The organism is Rahnella sp. PD12R (genome assembly GCF_019200965.1).
Taxonomy (GTDB): domain Bacteria; phylum Pseudomonadota; class Gammaproteobacteria; order Enterobacterales; family Enterobacteriaceae; genus Rahnella; species Rahnella laticis.
In genome coordinates this window covers 299,021-315,561 of record NZ_JAHTMS010000002.1, presented here as the reverse complement: position 1 = coordinate 315,561, position 16,541 = coordinate 299,021, and the positions used below count along the sequence as shown (strand labels likewise).

Annotated in this window: 19 protein-coding genes and 1 pseudogene; 6 read left to right on the top strand and 14 right to left on the bottom strand. The window is 53.1% G+C overall.

Annotated elements, in window-relative coordinates; genetic code table 11:
- Positions 1-11 precede the first annotated feature (11 nt).
- From oppC to oppF, 3 genes are read left to right on the top strand one after another with little or no spacing between them, the layout of a single operon-like run.
- A complete protein-coding gene (gene oppC, locus KWG64_RS05405) occupies positions 12-920 on the top strand; it encodes an oligopeptide ABC transporter permease OppC (protein ID WP_152325915.1) in 909 nt (302 codons plus the stop codon).
- An 11-nt stretch (positions 921-931) separates the two neighbouring features.
- Positions 932-1,957, top strand: a complete 1,026-nt coding sequence (locus KWG64_RS05400; RefSeq protein ID WP_195824549.1) for an ABC transporter ATP-binding protein — start codon at positions 932-934, stop codon at positions 1,955-1,957.
- A 29-nt stretch (positions 1,958-1,986) separates the two neighbouring features.
- Complete coding sequence (gene oppF, locus KWG64_RS05395) at positions 1,987-2,991, top strand: murein tripeptide/oligopeptide ABC transporter ATP binding protein OppF (RefSeq protein ID WP_218521382.1); 1,005 nt, start codon at positions 1,987-1,989, stop codon at positions 2,989-2,991.
- A 196-nt stretch (positions 2,992-3,187) separates the two neighbouring features.
- Here the strand turns inward: oppF and KWG64_RS05390 are convergent, their stop codons facing one another.
- Together KWG64_RS05390 and cls are read right to left on the bottom strand one after the other, a co-directional pair.
- Positions 3,188-3,517, bottom strand: a complete 330-nt coding sequence (locus KWG64_RS05390; RefSeq protein WP_195812954.1) for an HI1450 family dsDNA-mimic protein — start codon at positions 3,515-3,517, stop codon at positions 3,188-3,190.
- A gap of 75 nt (positions 3,518-3,592) precedes the next feature.
- Positions 3,593-5,053 carry a cardiolipin synthase gene (gene cls, locus KWG64_RS05385; RefSeq protein WP_195812577.1) on the bottom strand — a complete coding sequence of 487 codons (1,461 nt, stop codon included), beginning with the start codon at positions 5,051-5,053 and terminating at the stop codon, positions 3,593-3,595.
- Positions 5,054-5,342: 289 nt separating this feature from the next.
- On the opposite strand from cls, the gene KWG64_RS05380 reads away from it, so the two are divergent.
- The gene (locus tag KWG64_RS05380; RefSeq protein ID WP_015697085.1) at positions 5,343-5,525 is read left to right on the top strand and encodes a YciY family protein; all 183 of its coding nucleotides are present in this window, start codon (positions 5,343-5,345) and stop codon (positions 5,523-5,525) included.
- Here the strand turns inward: KWG64_RS05380 and KWG64_RS05375 are convergent, their stop codons facing one another.
- From KWG64_RS05375 to KWG64_RS05365, 3 genes are all read right to left on the bottom strand, one after another.
- On the bottom strand, positions 5,526-5,687 hold the full coding sequence (locus KWG64_RS05375) for a YnfU family zinc-binding protein (protein ID WP_015697086.1): 162 nt from the start codon (positions 5,685-5,687) through the stop codon (positions 5,526-5,528).
- Between the two features lie 116 nt (positions 5,688-5,803).
- Positions 5,804-6,094 carry a zf-TFIIB domain-containing protein gene (locus KWG64_RS05370; protein ID WP_218521164.1) on the bottom strand — a complete coding sequence of 97 codons (291 nt, stop codon included), beginning with the start codon at positions 6,092-6,094 and terminating at the stop codon, positions 5,804-5,806.
- Between the two features lie 174 nt (positions 6,095-6,268).
- A complete protein-coding gene (locus KWG64_RS05365) occupies positions 6,269-6,565 on the bottom strand; it encodes a YciI family protein (protein WP_218521163.1) in 297 nt (98 codons plus the stop codon).
- A 213-nt stretch (positions 6,566-6,778) separates the two neighbouring features.
- Between KWG64_RS05365 and KWG64_RS05360 the strand changes: the two genes are divergently transcribed.
- Positions 6,779-7,510, top strand: coding sequence for an energy transducer TonB (locus tag KWG64_RS05360; protein ID WP_218521162.1), 732 nt, complete (start codon positions 6,779-6,781; stop codon positions 7,508-7,510).
- Between the two features lie 78 nt (positions 7,511-7,588).
- Here the strand turns inward: KWG64_RS05360 and yciA are convergent, their stop codons facing one another.
- The 4 genes from yciA to KWG64_RS05340 form a co-directional block, all read right to left on the bottom strand.
- Positions 7,589-8,029 (bottom strand): acyl-CoA thioester hydrolase YciA, encoded by a 441-nt coding sequence (gene yciA / locus KWG64_RS05355; RefSeq protein ID WP_104921632.1) that lies wholly within the window; start codon positions 8,027-8,029, stop codon positions 7,589-7,591.
- A gap of 78 nt (positions 8,030-8,107) precedes the next feature.
- The gene (locus KWG64_RS05350) at positions 8,108-8,647 is read right to left on the bottom strand and encodes a septation protein A (protein ID WP_152325921.1); all 540 of its coding nucleotides are present in this window, start codon (positions 8,645-8,647) and stop codon (positions 8,108-8,110) included.
- Between the two features lie 99 nt (positions 8,648-8,746).
- Positions 8,747-9,502: a YciC family protein gene (locus KWG64_RS05345; RefSeq protein ID WP_218521161.1), complete on the bottom strand. Its 756-nt coding sequence runs from the start codon at positions 9,500-9,502 to the stop codon at positions 8,747-8,749.
- Between the two features lie 88 nt (positions 9,503-9,590).
- Positions 9,591-9,992 carry a YkgJ family cysteine cluster protein gene (locus KWG64_RS05340; RefSeq protein WP_218521160.1) on the bottom strand — a complete coding sequence of 134 codons (402 nt, stop codon included), beginning with the start codon at positions 9,990-9,992 and terminating at the stop codon, positions 9,591-9,593.
- A 292-nt stretch (positions 9,993-10,284) separates the two neighbouring features.
- Between KWG64_RS05340 and ompW the strand changes: the two genes are divergently transcribed.
- Positions 10,285-10,917 carry an outer membrane protein OmpW gene (ompW, locus tag KWG64_RS05335; protein ID WP_195812572.1) on the top strand — a complete coding sequence of 211 codons (633 nt, stop codon included), beginning with the start codon at positions 10,285-10,287 and terminating at the stop codon, positions 10,915-10,917.
- A gap of 72 nt (positions 10,918-10,989) precedes the next feature.
- Here ompW and KWG64_RS05330 read toward each other — a convergent pair whose 3' ends face one another.
- From KWG64_RS05330 to trpD, 5 genes and pseudogenes are all read right to left on the bottom strand, one after another.
- A complete protein-coding gene (locus KWG64_RS05330) occupies positions 10,990-11,304 on the bottom strand; it encodes a BON domain-containing protein (protein WP_218521159.1) in 315 nt (104 codons plus the stop codon).
- A 224-nt stretch (positions 11,305-11,528) separates the two neighbouring features.
- Entirely contained in the window at positions 11,529-12,335 is an 807-nt protein-coding gene (trpA, locus tag KWG64_RS05325; protein WP_095921656.1) for a tryptophan synthase subunit alpha, read from the bottom strand.
- Positions 12,335-13,525: a tryptophan synthase subunit beta gene (gene trpB / locus KWG64_RS05320; protein WP_152325927.1), complete on the bottom strand. Its 1,191-nt coding sequence runs from the start codon at positions 13,523-13,525 to the stop codon at positions 12,335-12,337. The genes trpA and trpB overlap by 1 nt, the downstream gene beginning before the upstream one ends.
- A gap of 43 nt (positions 13,526-13,568) precedes the next feature.
- Complete coding sequence (gene trpCF / locus KWG64_RS05315; RefSeq protein WP_218521158.1) at positions 13,569-14,933, bottom strand: bifunctional indole-3-glycerol-phosphate synthase TrpC/phosphoribosylanthranilate isomerase TrpF; 1,365 nt, start codon at positions 14,931-14,933, stop codon at positions 13,569-13,571.
- 3 nt (positions 14,934-14,936) lie between these two features.
- Positions 14,937-16,540, bottom strand: a pseudogene (gene trpD, locus KWG64_RS25605) (bifunctional anthranilate synthase glutamate amidotransferase component TrpG/anthranilate phosphoribosyltransferase TrpD).
- Between the last annotated feature and the right edge of the window lies 1 nt (position 16,541).

Here is a 16,541-nt window from a genome sequence, read left to right as displayed (position 1 = left end):
GGAGTACGTCAATGATCTTAAGTAAAAAAAATAGCGACGTCGTCGAAAACTTCAGCGAAAAGCTGGAAGTTGAAGGCCGCAGTTTGTGGCAGGATGCGCGACGCCGGTTTATGCATAACCGCGCTGCGGTTACCAGCCTGATTGTGCTGGCATTTATCGCACTCTTCGTTACGTTTGCGCCGATGTTGTCACAGTTTGCCTACGACGATACTGACTGGAACATGATGTCTGGCGCGCCTGATTTCGCCTCTCACCACTATTTCGGCACCGATTCTTCTGGCCGTGATTTGCTGGTGCGTGTGGCTATCGGCGGACGCATTTCCCTGATGGTAGGTGTGGCTGCGGCCCTGGTGGCAGTGATCCTCGGAACGCTGTACGGATCTTTGTCCGGCTATCTGGGGGGGAAAATCGACTCCGCCATGATGCGCCTGCTGGAAATCCTTAACTCCTTCCCGTTCATGTTCTTCGTTATCCTGCTGGTGACGTTCTTCGGGCAGAATATCCTGTTGATCTTCGTGGCAATCGGGATGGTGTCCTGGCTGGACATGGCGCGTATTGTTCGCGGCCAGACCCTCAGCCTGAAACGCAAAGAATTCATCGAAGCCGCGCTGGTGAGTGGTGTGAACACGCGCAATATCGTTTTGCGTCACATCGTTCCTAACGTGCTGGGCGTTGTGGTGGTGTATGCGTCACTGCTGGTTCCAAGCATGATCCTGTTCGAATCCTTCCTGAGCTTCCTGGGTTTGGGTACGCAGGAGCCACTGAGCAGCTGGGGCGCGTTGCTGAGCGACGGCGCCAACTCGATGGAAGTTTCACCCTGGTTGCTGCTGTTCCCGGCAGGTTTCCTGGTTGTCACTCTGTTCTGTTTCAATTTTATCGGCGATGGCCTGCGTGATGCCCTCGACCCGAAAGATCGTTAAGGAGTGCGACCATGAGCACAATTGAACATTCCACATTTGCAGCACCTGCCGCAACTGAGGGCACAGCGTCGCCGATTCTTTTAGATGTCAAAGACCTGCGCGTGACCTTCGGGACACCGGACGGTGATGTTACCGCCGTTAACGACCTTAACTTCGATCTGCGTGCCGGTGAAACGCTCGGTATTGTCGGGGAATCCGGTTCCGGTAAATCCCAGACCGCCTTCGCCCTGATGGGGTTGCTGGCCAGCAACGGCCGCATCGGCGGAACGGCGAAATTCAACGGTCGCGAAATCCTGAACCTGCCACAACACCAGCTGAATAAGCTGCGTGCAGAACAGATTTCGATGATTTTCCAGGATCCGATGACGTCCCTCAACCCGTACATGCGCGTTGGCGAACAGCTGATGGAAGTCCTGGTTTTGCACAAAAAGATGAGCAAACGCGAAGCGTTTGAAGAGTCCGTGCGTATGCTGGATGCGGTGAAAATGCCGGAAGCCCGCAAGCGTATGAAAATGTACCCGCATGAATTCTCGGGTGGTATGCGCCAGCGCGTCATGATTGCAATGGCCTTGTTGTGCCGCCCGAAATTGCTGATTGCCGATGAGCCAACCACGGCGCTGGACGTGACCGTTCAGGCGCAGATCATGACCTTACTCAACGAGCTGAAAGCTGAGTTTAATACCGCCATTATCATGATTACCCATGACCTGGGTGTGGTTGCCGGTATTTGCGACAAAGTGCTGGTGATGTATGCCGGTCGCACCATGGAATATGGCCGCGCACGCGATGTCTTCTACGAACCTTGCCATCCGTATTCCATCGGCCTGCTCAATGCAGTTCCGCGTCTGGATGCCGAGGGTGGGGCGATGCTGACCATTCCTGGCAACCCGCCGAACCTGCTGCGTCTGCCGAAAGGCTGTCCGTTCCAGCCACGTTGCCCGCATGCCATGGATATTTGTGCCTCTGCGCCGCCGCTTGAGCGTTTCGGTGATGGTCGCTTACGTGCCTGCTACAAGCCGCTGGAGGAACTGGTATGACAGACAACACAGTAATGAACAGTGCGGCTATGAATTCGTTCGCGCCCGAGAAAAAAGTCCTGCTCGAAGTGGCGGATCTTAAAGTCCATTTCGACATCAAAGACGGCAAACAATGGTTCTGGCAATCGTCCAAAACGCTGAAAGCGGTAGACGGCGTGACGCTGCGTCTTTACGAAGGCGAAACGCTGGGCGTGGTAGGCGAATCGGGTTGCGGCAAATCGACGTTTGCCCGCGCACTGATTGGCCTGGTTAAAGCCACAGACGGGCGTGTGGCCTGGCTGGGCAAAGATCTGCTGAACATGTCTGACAGCGAATGGCGTCACACGCGCAGCGATATCCAGATGATTTTCCAGGATCCGCTGGCGTCCCTGAATCCGCGTATGACCATCGGCGAAATCATCGCTGAGCCGCTGAAAACCTATAACCCGAAAATGCCTCGTACCGAGGTGAAAGAAAAAGTGAAGGCGATGATGCTGAAGGTCGGGCTGTTGCCTAACCTGATCAACCGTTACCCTCACGAATTTTCGGGCGGCCAGTGCCAGCGTATCGGTATTGCCCGCGCGCTGATCCTTGAGCCAAAACTGATTATCTGTGACGAACCGGTTTCAGCGCTGGACGTTTCTATTCAGGCGCAGGTCGTCAACCTGTTGCAGCAATTGCAGCGTGAAATGGGCCTGTCACTGATTTTCATCGCGCACGATCTGGCGGTGGTTAAACATATTTCTGACCGTGTTCTGGTGATGTATCTGGGCCACGCGGTTGAGCTGGGCACGTATGACGAGGTGTATAACAATCCTCAGCATCCGTATACCCGCGCGCTGATGTCTGCGGTGCCGGTTCCGGACCCGGACAAAGAGCGCAACAAAACCATCCAGCTGCTGGAAGGGGAGTTGCCTTCGCCGATCAACCCGCCATCCGGGTGTGTGTTCCGTACGCGCTGCCCGATTGCCGGTCCGGAATGTGCGATAACCCGCCCGTTGCTGGAAGGCAGTTTCCGCCATGCGGTTTCCTGCCTGAAAGTTGATCCGCTCTGATGACCAGGCGCCAAAACTGACGCATAAAAAAACCTGCCATTGGCAGGTTTTTCTTCTTCAGCATCCAACTAACCCTAAATCATTCAAGCTATATCAAGGCGGCAACTGAATAAATTCCCGGGAGCATACATAAGTATGTGACCGGGGTGAATGAAGGCAGCCAACGCAGGGACAGCTTGAAGGATGACGGGTAAGATTATTCTTTCCAGAGGATGTGACACAGCTTGTGATCTTTCTCGCGGCACAATAAAACGCGTGCGAAAATATCATTAATCGGCTGGTCTTCCGCATCGGCCAGGCCGATGACGACTTCGGCGAAGAAATCCGGGTTTAAGTCGAAATCAACATGCTCAACCCAGTCTTCCGCCGGATCATATAATTCAGCGCCGCCGCGTTCTTCAAATTGCAGATTGAAGATCAGGATATCTGCCGGATCAAGGTTATCTCCGGCCAGCTCCAGAAAGATGTCATAGGCTTGTTCAAGCGTTTCGTCTTCGGTCAGGCGATTATTCAGGTCCATATTAATTCTCGTTTACAGATGAATGTATTCAGGCTTATACAAGCCGGTACTGCGTGTATTACATCACGCCCGACGCGGCTTTTACAGCAGCGGACTGAAAAAGTAGAACAAACGTTCGACGATGCGGTGCCAGAAAGGCCGTTTCAGCCACGCCTCAACATCCAGCAGATGCGAACGGGCAATATAATCTTCCTGAACACGCCCCAGATCATCACCAAACCCGGCATCATCAATGACCAGCGTAATCTCGAAATTCAGCCACAGGCTGCGCATATCCAGATTCACGGTGCCGACCAGACTGAGCTGGCCGTCGACCAGAATACTTTTGGTATGCAACAGACCGTCTTCAAACTGATAAATTTTGACACCAGCTTCCAGCAGTTCGCCAAAGAATGCCCGGCTCGCCCAGCCAACCATCATTGAATCATTCTTCATCGGCAGAATAATACTGACGTCCACGCCACGCTGTGCGGCGGTACAAATCGCGTGCAATAAATCATCGCTCGGCACGAGATAGGGCGTGGTCATCACCAGTTGTTCACGCGCAGAATACGTGGCGGTCAGAAGCGCCTGATGGATCATATCTTCCGGGAAACCCGGACCGGACGCGATCACCTGAATCGTATGGCCGCTTTCCTGCTCGAACGGCATCTGATTGAGATCGGGTTCGGGCGGCAGAATGCGTTTACCCGTTTCAATTTCCCAGTCACAGGAATACACAATGCCCATGGTGGTCGCCACCGGGCCTTCCATACGTGCCATCAGATCAATCCACTGACCCACGCCGGCATTTTGTTTAAAGAAGCGCGGATCGACCATATTCATGCTGCCGGTATAGGCCACATAGTTGTCGATGAGCACGACTTTACGGTGCTGACGTAAGTCCATGCGGCGCAGGAACACGCGGAAAAGATTCACCTGCAACGCTTCCACAACTTCAATACCGGCATTGCGCATCATGGCCGGATAAGGGCTGCGGAAGAATGCGACGCTGCCTGCGGAATCCAGCATCAGACGGCAGTGGATCCCGCGACGCGATGCGGCCATCAGCGATTCTGCAACCTGATCCACAAGCCCGCCGGGTTGCCAGATGTAAAACACCATCTCGATGTTGCTGCGTGCCAGACCGATGTCGCGCATCATGGCTTTCAGCACGTCATCACTGGTTGTCAGCAATTGCAGCTGATTGCCTTTAACACCGGCGATGCCCTGGCGGCGTTCGCAGAGCTGAAAAAGTGACGCGGCAATTTCGCTGTTTTCAGTGGCAAAAATACGTTTGCAGTCTTTGAGATCGTTCAGCCAGCGCGCCGTTGAAGGCCACATGGCTTTTGCTCGCTCGGCGCGGCGTTTACCTAAATGCAGTTCACCGAATGAAAGATAGGCAATAATACCGACCAGCGGAATGATGTAGATAATCAGCAACCACGCCATGGCGGAAGGCACTGCGCGGCGTTTCATCAAAATGCGCAAGGTCACGCCGGCAATCAGTAACCAGTAACCGAAAACCAGAAGTCCGCTGATTACCGTATAAAATGTTGTCATAAAGGCGAAAAATCCTGTTCGCAAGCTGTCGAAGTGAGTGTACGGGAAAGGGGGGAACATTTAACCAACTTTATCCCACCAATCAATCAGCTACCTCTTAAATCTGTATCCGATTAATAAAACTTTCACTGTCCTGACATCAAGGTTAGCTGATAACGCTGAATAAGGGAAAAACAAGACTTGGATCACAACGTCATCGGCCTATAATGTCCCCGCAGTTTTTTACGATGAGAAATTTTCCGGCTAAGAAACGCTTCCGTTAATAACGGTCATCACGGGACACAGGTGAATGAAACGCAGTAAAAATGAAGTCGGCCGCTGGCGCATGTTACGCCAGACTCAGCGCCGGAGAAGCCGCTGGCTGGAAGGTCAGTCGAGACGCTATCGTCACATCTACCGAATTCGTCAGATTCATCATCAGCAACATCAGCGTTTGTCATTGTATGCCGTGAACTACGAATGGAATGCGTGATTAGCGGGATTTAGGCTGAAACAGCGCGCCACATTTTTTACACACCAGCGTGGAGTTTTTGCGAACTTTAGCGCTCATCTGTTCAGAAACGTAACCGCATTCCGGGCAGGTGACCTTCGTGGTCGTACTGGTTAGAAACTTCAATCCGTCGAAGAATGACATAGTGCTTACCTCGTGGGCAGGGGTAGGCATCCTAACACACAACGGATGAAAGCAATGTGACGGCTTTGGAGAAATGGCGCCAGAGCGTTTCTGCTGCGGCGCGCGCTTTCCGTTACTCAGTCGAAAAGCTCAGAAAGAAAACTCTTCTTTTTATACGGCTTTTGTGAGGAATAGTGCCCGCGATTGTTATGCTCGCTGTGATGGCGGTGATCGTCGCGGCGCGCAGGTTCTTCATAGCGCGGTGCGGAAGGGCGTTCCGTCTGCTGAATCACAGCGGATTTCTCGATGATTTTATCCAGCTCTCCCCGATCCAGCCAGACGCCACGGCAATCCGGGCAATAGTCGATTTCTATCCCCTGACGTTCTGACATAACCAGCTGACTTTCTTTGCATACAGGACATTGCATATCGGGCTCTCCGCTCGGTATTGATTAATAAGTGATGCAGTGAATGTTCAGGTAACCGGATATTTAGACAATCAATTGCTGTAAGCAAAAGTAAAGTTGCTTAAAAGAAGGGCAGCGGCAGGGATGAAGCGCAGATAAGCAGAAGGCGGGCAGCATGAGACTGCCCGCCGGAAATCAGAATACGCGTTTGAACGGTTTCACCGTCACCGATTTGTAGACACCTGCGGCAACATACGGATCAGCGTCAGCCCACACTTTGGCGGCTTCCAGCGTTTCAAATTCGACGACTAGCAGGGAACCGGTCATTCCCGCAGCGCCCGGATCTTCGCTGTCGATGGCCGGTGTCGGGCCGCCAATCAGGACGCGGCCTTGTTCCTGTAATATTTTCAGACGTTCGATGTGCGCCGGGCGCGCAAGCGTGCGTTTTTCCAGTGAGTCGGAAACGTCTTCAGAATAAATAACGTAAAGCATGAGTCACCTTTAATGGGTTTTTATTGAGCAATTTCTGGCCGCCATCGGCAGTCAGATCATTTTGCAGAATCAACATAGCTAAACCTGAAGCCCGGGGAAAGTGCTTTGCGTGGGATCAAAGCAAAGGTTATTTGAGAATAGTTGTCATCTCGGTGTTGAATATGATTGCTATTTACATTTAAACTTGCGGCTTCACGGGGAAAATGAATCATTATGCCGCTAAAAAAGTTTAGATTTATCCGCAAGGTTACGTTGCCTGCCGTTCTTTCTGTCACTTTGCACGTTGCTGTTATTGCGGGTGTTTTGTACATGGCAGTCGGTGAGTCAATCAAGTTGCCGACGCAGGAACAAAAAGTCATGAGTGTGACGATGGTCAACCCGGCTGACTTTGCGCCACCTCCGCCGCCACCACAGCCTGAGCCAACACCGCCGGAACCTGAGCCTGAACCGGAAGTGGTGCCAGAGCCTCCGCCGCCGCCGGAAGCGGTTGTGATCCCGGAACCGCCGAAGCCTAAACCTAAGCCGGTGAAAAAACCGGTCGTGAAGCCAAAAGTGAAACCGGTTGAACGTCCGGTAGAAAAACCAACGCAAACGGTACAAACCGCGCCCGTCACCAGCAATCAGCCGGTGACGAAGCCAGTGAGCCAGCCACCTGCGTCCACCAATGCCCAGAGCAATACCGGGCCGCGACCGCTGCAACGTGGTGAACCCATGTATCCGGCGCGTGCGCTGGCGCTGCGTATCGAAGGGCGTGTCCGCGTGCAGTTTGATGTCGACGGTGATGGCCGCGTACAAAATATCCGCGTCCTTTCCGCTGAGCCGCGCAATATGTTTGAGCGTGAAGTGAAACAGGCGATGGGGAAATGGCGTTACGAACCGAAGGCCGCCAGCAACTTAGTGGTTAACCTGGTGTTCAAAATCAAAGGCGGCACCACCGTCGAATAAAGCGGCATCGTGCCCGTTGCTCCATAAAAAAGGTCGCCTTCATGGCGACCTTTGTCTTTCATACTGTTCGTGTTCTGTTTAATCCTGAGAAACACCGCCAGAATCGACACTGAAATTGCTGCGGCCATCAGGCAGCTGGCGGGATTTTCCAGACTCATCTACCGCAACGTACGTGAACACCGCTTCAGTGGCTCTGTAGCGCTGTCCGATAGGCTCAGAGGAGACCTTCTTCACCCACACTTCAACGTTGATGGTGATCGAGCTGTTGCCGGTACGAATACAGCGTGCATAACAACACACCACATCACCTACCGCTACTGGCTTGAGGAACGTCATGCCGTCCACACGAACGGTCACTACGCGGCCTTTAGCGATTTCCTTCGCCTGGATCGCGCCGCCCATGTCCATCTGTGACATCAGCCATCCGCCAAAGATATCGCCGTTTGCATTGGTGTCAGCCGGCATGGCCAGCGTGCGCAGTACCATTTCACCATTGGGTAAACTTTGTTTTTCGTTCATGTTTGATTGCTTCACAGTGATCAATGTTTTATTCAAAACAACGAAGGCCTTCAAAAGAAGGCCCGTGCAGAAGAATGCTTATTTTTTTTCATCATCCGGCATGTGCCGGTAAATATAGATGCCGCTGAGCAGCGTGAAGACCAGCGTCAGAACAGTCAGCCCGAACACTTTGAAGTTAACCCAGATATTCTGTGGCAGCCAGAAAGCCACGTAGATATTTGCCAGACCGCACAGCAGGAAGAAAATCGCCCAGCTGACATTCAGCTTATTCCAGACGTGGTCGGGAAGCGTCAGCTCTTTGCCCAACATGCGCTGAATCAGAGGCTTTTTCAGAACCAGCTGGCTTATCAGTAAAGCGCCGGAGAACAGAACGTAAATGACGGTGACTTTCCATTTAATGAATTCATCATTATGGAAGACCAGCGTCAGGGTGCCAAAAACAGCCACCATGGCGAAGGTGATTAACGTCATTTTCTCAATTTTGCGATACATCACCCAGGTGATGACTAACGCCAGCGCAGTGGCAGCGATCAACGCGCCTGATGCGACAAAAATGTCGTAAAGCTTATAAACCACAAAAAAGACAATCAGGGGAAGAAAATCGAGGAGCTGCTTCATACTTCATTCCATGTTTTATGTTTGTGATGACTATACCGGAATCATTTACCGGACAAAAGAAAAGGGCGCCGGAGCGCCCCTTAAAAAGTTATGTCACTATTAAACATGTAATTTCATGTAAAGACGGAACAGATAAATCAGGATAAATGCCGTGATGACATTGCTGAGCGCGCCGAAAATCACCGCGCTTATCATCGGATTCAACGCACTTAACGCGCCGACGAAAAGCATCAGAACCACCTGCGCCAGAATCCACATCAAAACGCCCGGCGCAACCAGGCGCACATGGCTGAAGGCCAGACGGGTGCTCAGGCGCATGGCTTTAAACATCCCGACCTGCTCTTTACAGGCGATGATTGGCGACATTGACCAGGCAATGGCAATCAGAAATGCAGGCACGAAAAGCAGTGCCAGACCGAGACGGAACATCACGCTGAAGACGAACAGCAAAAGGATTAAGCGCGGCAACACAGGCAAAGAAGCGGTCACCACCTGGGTTACGCTGGCGCGCACGCCCTGTGAAACCAGCTGGATCAGCGTCAGGATCCCGCCAACCAGAATCACATTTCCGGCAAGCGTTGAGAACAGCGCCGCAATGCTGTAGCGGAAAATGGCGCTTTGCTGTTCCGGCGTGACCTGTTGTTCAATGAAACCCATCATATCGGCGACGCTCATGCCCGCCATGTTGTTCATAAGTTGCCCGATAGCATCAAGCTGATCGGCTGACGGGCTTAAAATCCAGCTCAATATGACGGTAATTAATGCGGCCAGCAGGGAAAGCGCGAAAACGCTACTCAGCTGATTACGCGAAAAATTATAACTGTCACGGTACAACGTACTGGCCGTGATAGACATGGACGCTCCTTGGCACAAGCTAAAAATAACAAGGCGGGGATTGTAACCTGTAATAGGCCCCCGCCGATACTTTTGCGCTGACTTCCTGTCAGTCAGCCTGATGAACCTCTGCCAGCACTGGCGTGAAAGCCCCGACATCAATCATCGGTAAATCCACATCCAGCGGCGGCAGGCCGTAACGCGCACGTGCGCGATCGCAGGCCGTATTGGCGACACCGTTCAGCCCCGACTGATCAAACTCGCGGCAGGGTGTCGGGCGGTTAAGGTAAACAGAACAGGAAACCGATTGTCCCACTTCCCCTTCCAGAGCCACACAGCGAGGCGTCTTGCTGTTGGTGCCTTTCATGCAGCTCAAAAAAGGCGTGACTTGCTCTGTCAGTGCCTGCGGAACAACGCCGCCAGCCTCTTCAGATTCAGCCCAATAAAATGAAACACGGAAATAGGCGCAGCATGCGCCACAGGTCATACAAGGATTATTAATTTCGCTCATCTTGGGAAGCTACCGACTCCTTACGGCACCAAACCAAAACCAACAGGGTTCATGCAAATTACGCAGCGGCATTTTTTTTAGCAACTGAAATTTCGGGCTTTCATGAAACAGCAAAATCCCCTCGTTTTTGATGCAGATCAATTCCTTTGTTTTTAGAGATTTAGATCGGATTGAGAAAGATGCAATTTCTGGAAAATTGTTTTAAAGATGTGATCCCGCATTGATCAAACCGTACCAAAGAGTAGGTATCATTCGCGCGGCCAATAAATAAACCATACAAAGGGAAGGGACAATGAAAGCAGCATATTGGGCATTAGTGGCAGCAGCGGCATTTCCGGCAATCGCGAGCGCACATGAAGCAGGGGATGTGATTGTTCGTGTAGGGACAGCAACCGTTCGTCCAACCGAAGGTTCAGACAACGTGCTGGGGCTGGGTTCTTTTAACATCAATAACAACACGCAGATGGGTTTGACGCTCGGCTACATGTTCACCGACAACATCGGGATGGAACTGCTGGCTGCGACGCCGTTCCAGCATAAAGTCGGTCTGAATAGCACCGGAACAATCGCTGAAGTTAAACAGTTACCGCCGTCATTGATGGCGCAATACTACTTCGGGGATAAGCGTGACAAACTGCGTCCGTACCTCGGTTTGGGTATCAACTACACCACGTTCTACGATACGAATTTCAACCAGACCGGGCGTGATGCCGGGCTTTCTGATCTGAGCGTGAAAGATTCCTGGGGCGTGGCCACGCAGGCGGGTCTGGATTATAACCTGGATGATAACTGGCTGATCAACATGTCCGTCTGGTGGATGGATATCGATACAGAAGTTAAATTCAAAGCGGGTGGCGAGCAGCAAAACATCAACACCCGGATTGATCCATGGGTCTTTATGTTTGGCGTCGGCTATCGTTTCTGATATTGCGTGTCACGTTGCATAAAAAAAGAGGCGCTCTGGCGCCTCTTCGCATTTCATCAGAAAGATCTCTGATTATTTCAGTCGCATATCGTTCTCGATGGAACGTACACCCGCCACGCCACGCGTGACTTCTACCGCACGGTTTGCATCTGCCGTTGACGTCACGAAACCACTTAACTGAACGCGGCCTTTGAAGGTCTCAACGCTGATTTCCCGTGATTTGATGGTCTTATCGGCCAGCAGGGCGGATTTGACTTTCGTGGTGACTACGGTGTCATCGATGTAACCACCCGTGCCTTCAGATTTTTTTGTCGGTGCGCAGGCAGCCACGGCCATGACGACCACAGCGGCAATGCAGAAAGCAGACAATGTCTTGAATAGCTTCATAAATAACTCTCCATGCTTTGTTATAAAACCAAAAGTCACCCGATTCAGACTCAGGCAAACAATACTTCGAGCACCCGTATTGTTATTGATTTGCCGAGTGATTTTAGTTTGGATTATTGGCGGGGTTTATACAAATCGAATGGAGAAAAAAAACGTAAGAATTTAAAAGAAACAGAACCTTAGTCAGGCATTGAATAAGGTTCTGTTCGCCGAAACGCTTGTGATTATGCGCGGGTGGCGGCTTTCATTTCACTGACGAAACGGGAAAGCTGAGCCAGCATTTCTGATGGCTGATGCTGATTATTCTCGATGATGCGTACCGTCGCGGAACCGGAAATCGCACCCGCCGCACCGGCGGCCAGCGTTTCTTTCACCTGTGAAGGTTCAGAAATACCGAAGCCCTGCAAAGGCGGCGCTGCGTTATATTCACGCAGTTTATCCACCAGATGATTCAGCGGTGTCAGGGCGCGTTTTTCCGTCCCGGTCACACCGGCGCGTGACAGCAAATAGGTGTAGCCGCGGCCATGAGAGGAAATCTCACGCAGCAGATCGTCTGACGCATTCGGCGGGCAGATGAAGATCGGCGCGATGCCGTGACGTAACGCCGCCGCACGGAACGGGGCAGATTCTTCAAACGGCACGTCGGCAACCAGTACGGAGTCTACGCCCACTTCAGCGCAACGCTGGTAGAAAGTTTCAATGCCGTTATGGAACACCAGGTTGGCGTACATCAGCAGGCCAATCGGGATATCCGGATGTTTTTCGCGAATGCGCGCCAGCATATTGAAGCATTGCGTTGGCGTCACACCGGCGGCAAACGCGCGCAGGTTGGCGTTCTGAATCGTCGGACCATCGGCCAGCGGATCAGAGAACGGAATGCCCAGCTCGAGTGCGTCGGCACCGGCTTCAATCAGCGTGTCAATAATAGAGAGCGACAGTTCAACGCCCGGATCGCCCAGCGTCACGAAGGGAACAAAGGCACCTTCTTTTTTGCTTTCCAGACGCTTAAATAATTGCTGATAACGTTCCATTAAATTTCTCCCCGGGCAGTCAGGATGTCATGTACGGTGAAAATATCTTTATCGCCGCGGCCAGAAAGATTCACCACCAGAATTTGTTCTTTCTCTGGCGTTTCCTTGATGAGTTTCAGCGCATAAGCCAGCGCGTGTGAAGATTCCAGTGCCGGAATAATCCCTTCATGGCGGGACAATTCTTTAAAGGCGTCCAGCGCTTCATCATCGGTAATCGACACATATTCCGCGCGGCCGATGCTGTTCAGGAAAGCATGCTGCGGCCCGACAGACGGGAAATCCAGACCGGCAGAAATGGAATAAGATTCTTCAATCTGGCCTTCTGAGGTTTGCATCATCGGGGCTTTCATCCCGAAATAGATACCAACGTGTCCGTGTTTAAGCGGCGCGCCGTGTTGCCCGGTTTCGATACCCAGCCCGCCCGGTTCAACACCGATCAGCTTCACGCTGGTGTCATCGATGAAATCAGCAAACATGCCGATGGCGTTAGAGCCACCGCCGACGCAGGCGATCACGGCGTCCGGCAGACAGCCTTCGCGTTCCTGCATTTGCGCTTTGGTTTCTTCGCCAATCATGCGCTGGAATTCACGCACAATCGTCGGATACGGATGCGGGCCCGCAGCGGTTCCCAGCATATAGTGAGCGGTTTCGTAGCTGCCAGACCAGTCGCGCAGCGCCTCGTTACAGGCATCTTTCAGCGTGGAAGAACCGCTGTGAACCGGGATCACTTCAGCGCCCATCAGACGCATACGGAACACGTTCGGTGACTGGCGTTCAATGTCTTTCGCGCCCATATAAATCCGGCATTTCAGGCCGAGCAGGGCACAGGCCAGAGCGGATGCCACACCGTGCTGACCGGCACCGGTTTCAGCGATGATTTCGGTCTTGCCCATGCGCTTTGCCAGCAACGCCTGACCCAGCACCTGGTTTGTTTTGTGTGCGCCACCGTGCAGCAGATCTTCACGCTTGAGATACAGCTTGGTTTTAGTGCCTGCGGTCAGGTTTTTACACAATGTCAGCGCCGTCGGGCGGCCTGCATAGTTTTTCAGTAAATCGATGAATTCAGCCTGAAACGCCGGGTCACGCTGCGCGCTGACAAAAGCTTCTTCCAGCTGCACCAGCGCAGGCATCAGAATTTGCGGGACGTACTGGCCGCCAAATTCGCCGAAATAGGGATTAAGTAAAGTCATGTGATTCCATCCTGTCTGTCAATTTTTGCGTCACTGCGGGGAATTAATAAGCCCGCAATGTCTGGAATACGGCGGTAATTTTACCCGCATCTTTAATGCCCGGTTCGCTCTCGACGCCTGAATTGAAATCCAGACCCGCACACCCAAGTTGCGCGGCTTCGACGCAATTATCTGCGCTCAGGCCACCGGCCAGCAGAACATTGCTCAGGTCTTGCCCGGCCAGCTTGCTCCAGTCGAAACGATGCCCTGTTCCACCTTTACCGTTATCGAGAACATAACGGTCAACGTGATTCAGATTGCGTGCCGGCATCGTGTCTTTCACGCTCAGCGCTTTCCAGATCTGCACCGCAGAAGGCAGCTCGCTGCGCAGGGCGTCGATATACGCCTGATCTTCATCGCCATGAAGTTGCACGGCGGTGAGATTCAGCGCCTGAGCGGTTTGCGCGACGTCAGCCAGTGGCGTATCGCGGAATACGCCGACGTATTTCAGCGGTGCGCCGTTTTGCACTTCTTTCGCCTGCGGCTGCGTCACGAAACGCGGAGAGGCGTCGACAAAAATTAGTCCGCCGTAAATCGCACCGGCATCATGGGCGGCTTTCGCATCCTGCGCACGGGTCAGGCCGCACACTTTGTTGTCGCCAAGCAGCACACGGCTGACGGCGGTGTTCAGGTCTGGCTCTGACATCAGCGCGCTGCCAATCAGGAAACCGTTGGCAAAACGGCTGAGTTCGCGGATCTGGCCGTAGGTATTAATGCCGGATTCGCTGATGACCGTCACGCCGTGCGGCACGCGGGGTGCCAGTTCACGCGTACGGTTCAGGTCAATCGACAGATCGCGCAGATCACGGTTATTGATACCGACCACTTTCGCTTTCAGATTCACCGCACGTTCCAGCTCTTCTTCATTACTGGCTTCGGTGAGCACGCCCATATTCAGGCTGTGTGCGACGGCGGCGAGCTGCACGTATTGTTCATCGTTGAGTACGGAAAGCATCAGCAAAATGGCATCGGCCTGATAAAAGCGCGCCAGATGAATCTGATACGGGTCGATAATGAAGTCTTTGCACAGCACCGGCTGCGTGACGGTTTTGCTCACCAGCGGCAGAAAATCAAAGCTGCCCTGGAAGTATTTTTCGTCCGTCAGAACGGAAATGGCCGATGCGTAGTTTTTGTAAACACCGGCAATTTCTACCGGATCAAAGTTCTCGCGGATCTTTCCTTTGGAAGGAGAAGCCTGCTTGCACTCAAGAATAAAAGCCGTTCTTGCGCCCTGAAGCGCGTCGTAAAAACTGCGCTGGCTTTGAGTTATTTCGTTCTGAAAGCTGGCCAGCGGTTGTTGTTCTTTACGTTCCGCGACCCAAACTTCCTTATCGCGAACAATCTTGTGGAGCACGGTTTCCTGCTGCATCACTTATCCTCTTGCTGCCAATGCAGTCACGCGCTGGTACGGTTCACCGCTGCGCATGACATCTAAAGCCTGTTGAGCGTTTTGCTTCAAATCTTCCTGGCCGAAAAGACGCAGTAACATCGCCACATTGACGGCTACCGCGGCTTCATGGGCCGGATCACCTTTACCTTGTAATAAGCGTGCCAGAATGTCACGGTTTTCTTCCGGCTCGCCGCCCAGCAGGGATTCGATCGGATAATTGTCCAGCCCGAAGTCCTGCGGTGTCACTTCATAGGTGGTGATTTCGCCGTCTTTCAGTTCAGCAACCTGTGTTGCCGAGTGAATCGCCACTTCATCCATTCCGCCGCCGTGAACCACCGCCGCACGCTCGTAACCGAGGGCGCGCAGGGTTTCTGCAATCGGCTTCACCAGTTCCGGGCTGTACACGCCAATCAGTGCCAGCGGCGGACGCGCCGGGTTAATCAGCGGGCCAAGCACGTTGAACAGCGTGCGGGTTTTCAGCGCTTTACGCACCGGCATCGCATGGCGGAAACCGGTGTGATATTGCGGTGCGAACAGGAAGCACACATTCAAGTCGTCCAGCGCCGCGCGGGACTCTTCCGCTGGCATATCCAGACGAATGCCGAAAGCGGCCAGTAAATCCGATGAACCTGAACGGCTGGACACGCTGCGGTTGCCGTGTTTCGCCACGCGTGCACCACAGGCTGCCGCCACAAAGGCGCTGGCGGTGGAAATATTAATGCTGTTGGTGCCGTCGCCGCCGGTGCCGACGATATCCGCGAACGGGTAATCAGGGCGCGGGAACGGCTCGGCGTGTGCCAGTAACGCTTTTGCGGCACCGGCGATTTCAGCGGGCTGCTCGCCGCGCACCTTCATGCTGATCAGCGCCGCCGCTAACTGCGCGGGTTCCAGCTCACCGTTCACGATGGCGGTAAATAATTGCTGGCTTTCTTCCTGTGTCATCGCCTGAGCCTGATACAGATTTTCGAGAATGCCGGGGATAGTTTGCGTTTTCATGACAGTTCTCCTTACGCCAAAGCCCAGGCCAGTGTCTGCTCAAGCAGACGCGCACCCTGTGAAGTTAAAATGGATTCCGGATGGAACTGGAAGCCGCAAACGCGATCTTCTTCGTGACGCACCGCCATCACCATGTCGCCGTAACGGGCGTTAACCGTCAGCCCTTCCGGGATCTGACTGCCGACCAGCGAGTGATAACGCGCCACCGGCAGCGGGTTATTCATCCCCGCAAACATCGCTTCGTTGTCATGCGTAATAGAAGAGGCTTTACCGTGCAGGATTTCACCTGCCTGACCGACGAAACCGCCGTAGGTTTCCACAATCGCCTGATGTCCGAGACAGATACCGATAATCGGTAACTGACCGCGCAAGCGTTTCAGCAGTTCCGGCATACAGCCCGCTTCAGACGGTGTACCCGGGCCCGGAGAAAGCACCAGCACCGGTTTTTCCAGCTGGCTGAGTTTTTCGATAATCACGTCAGCCGGGATCTGATTGCGGTAAATCACCACGTTATGGCCGCTTGAACGCAGCTGATCGACCAGGTTGTACGTAAAGGAATCCACGTTATCGATGAGTAAAATGTCGGCCATC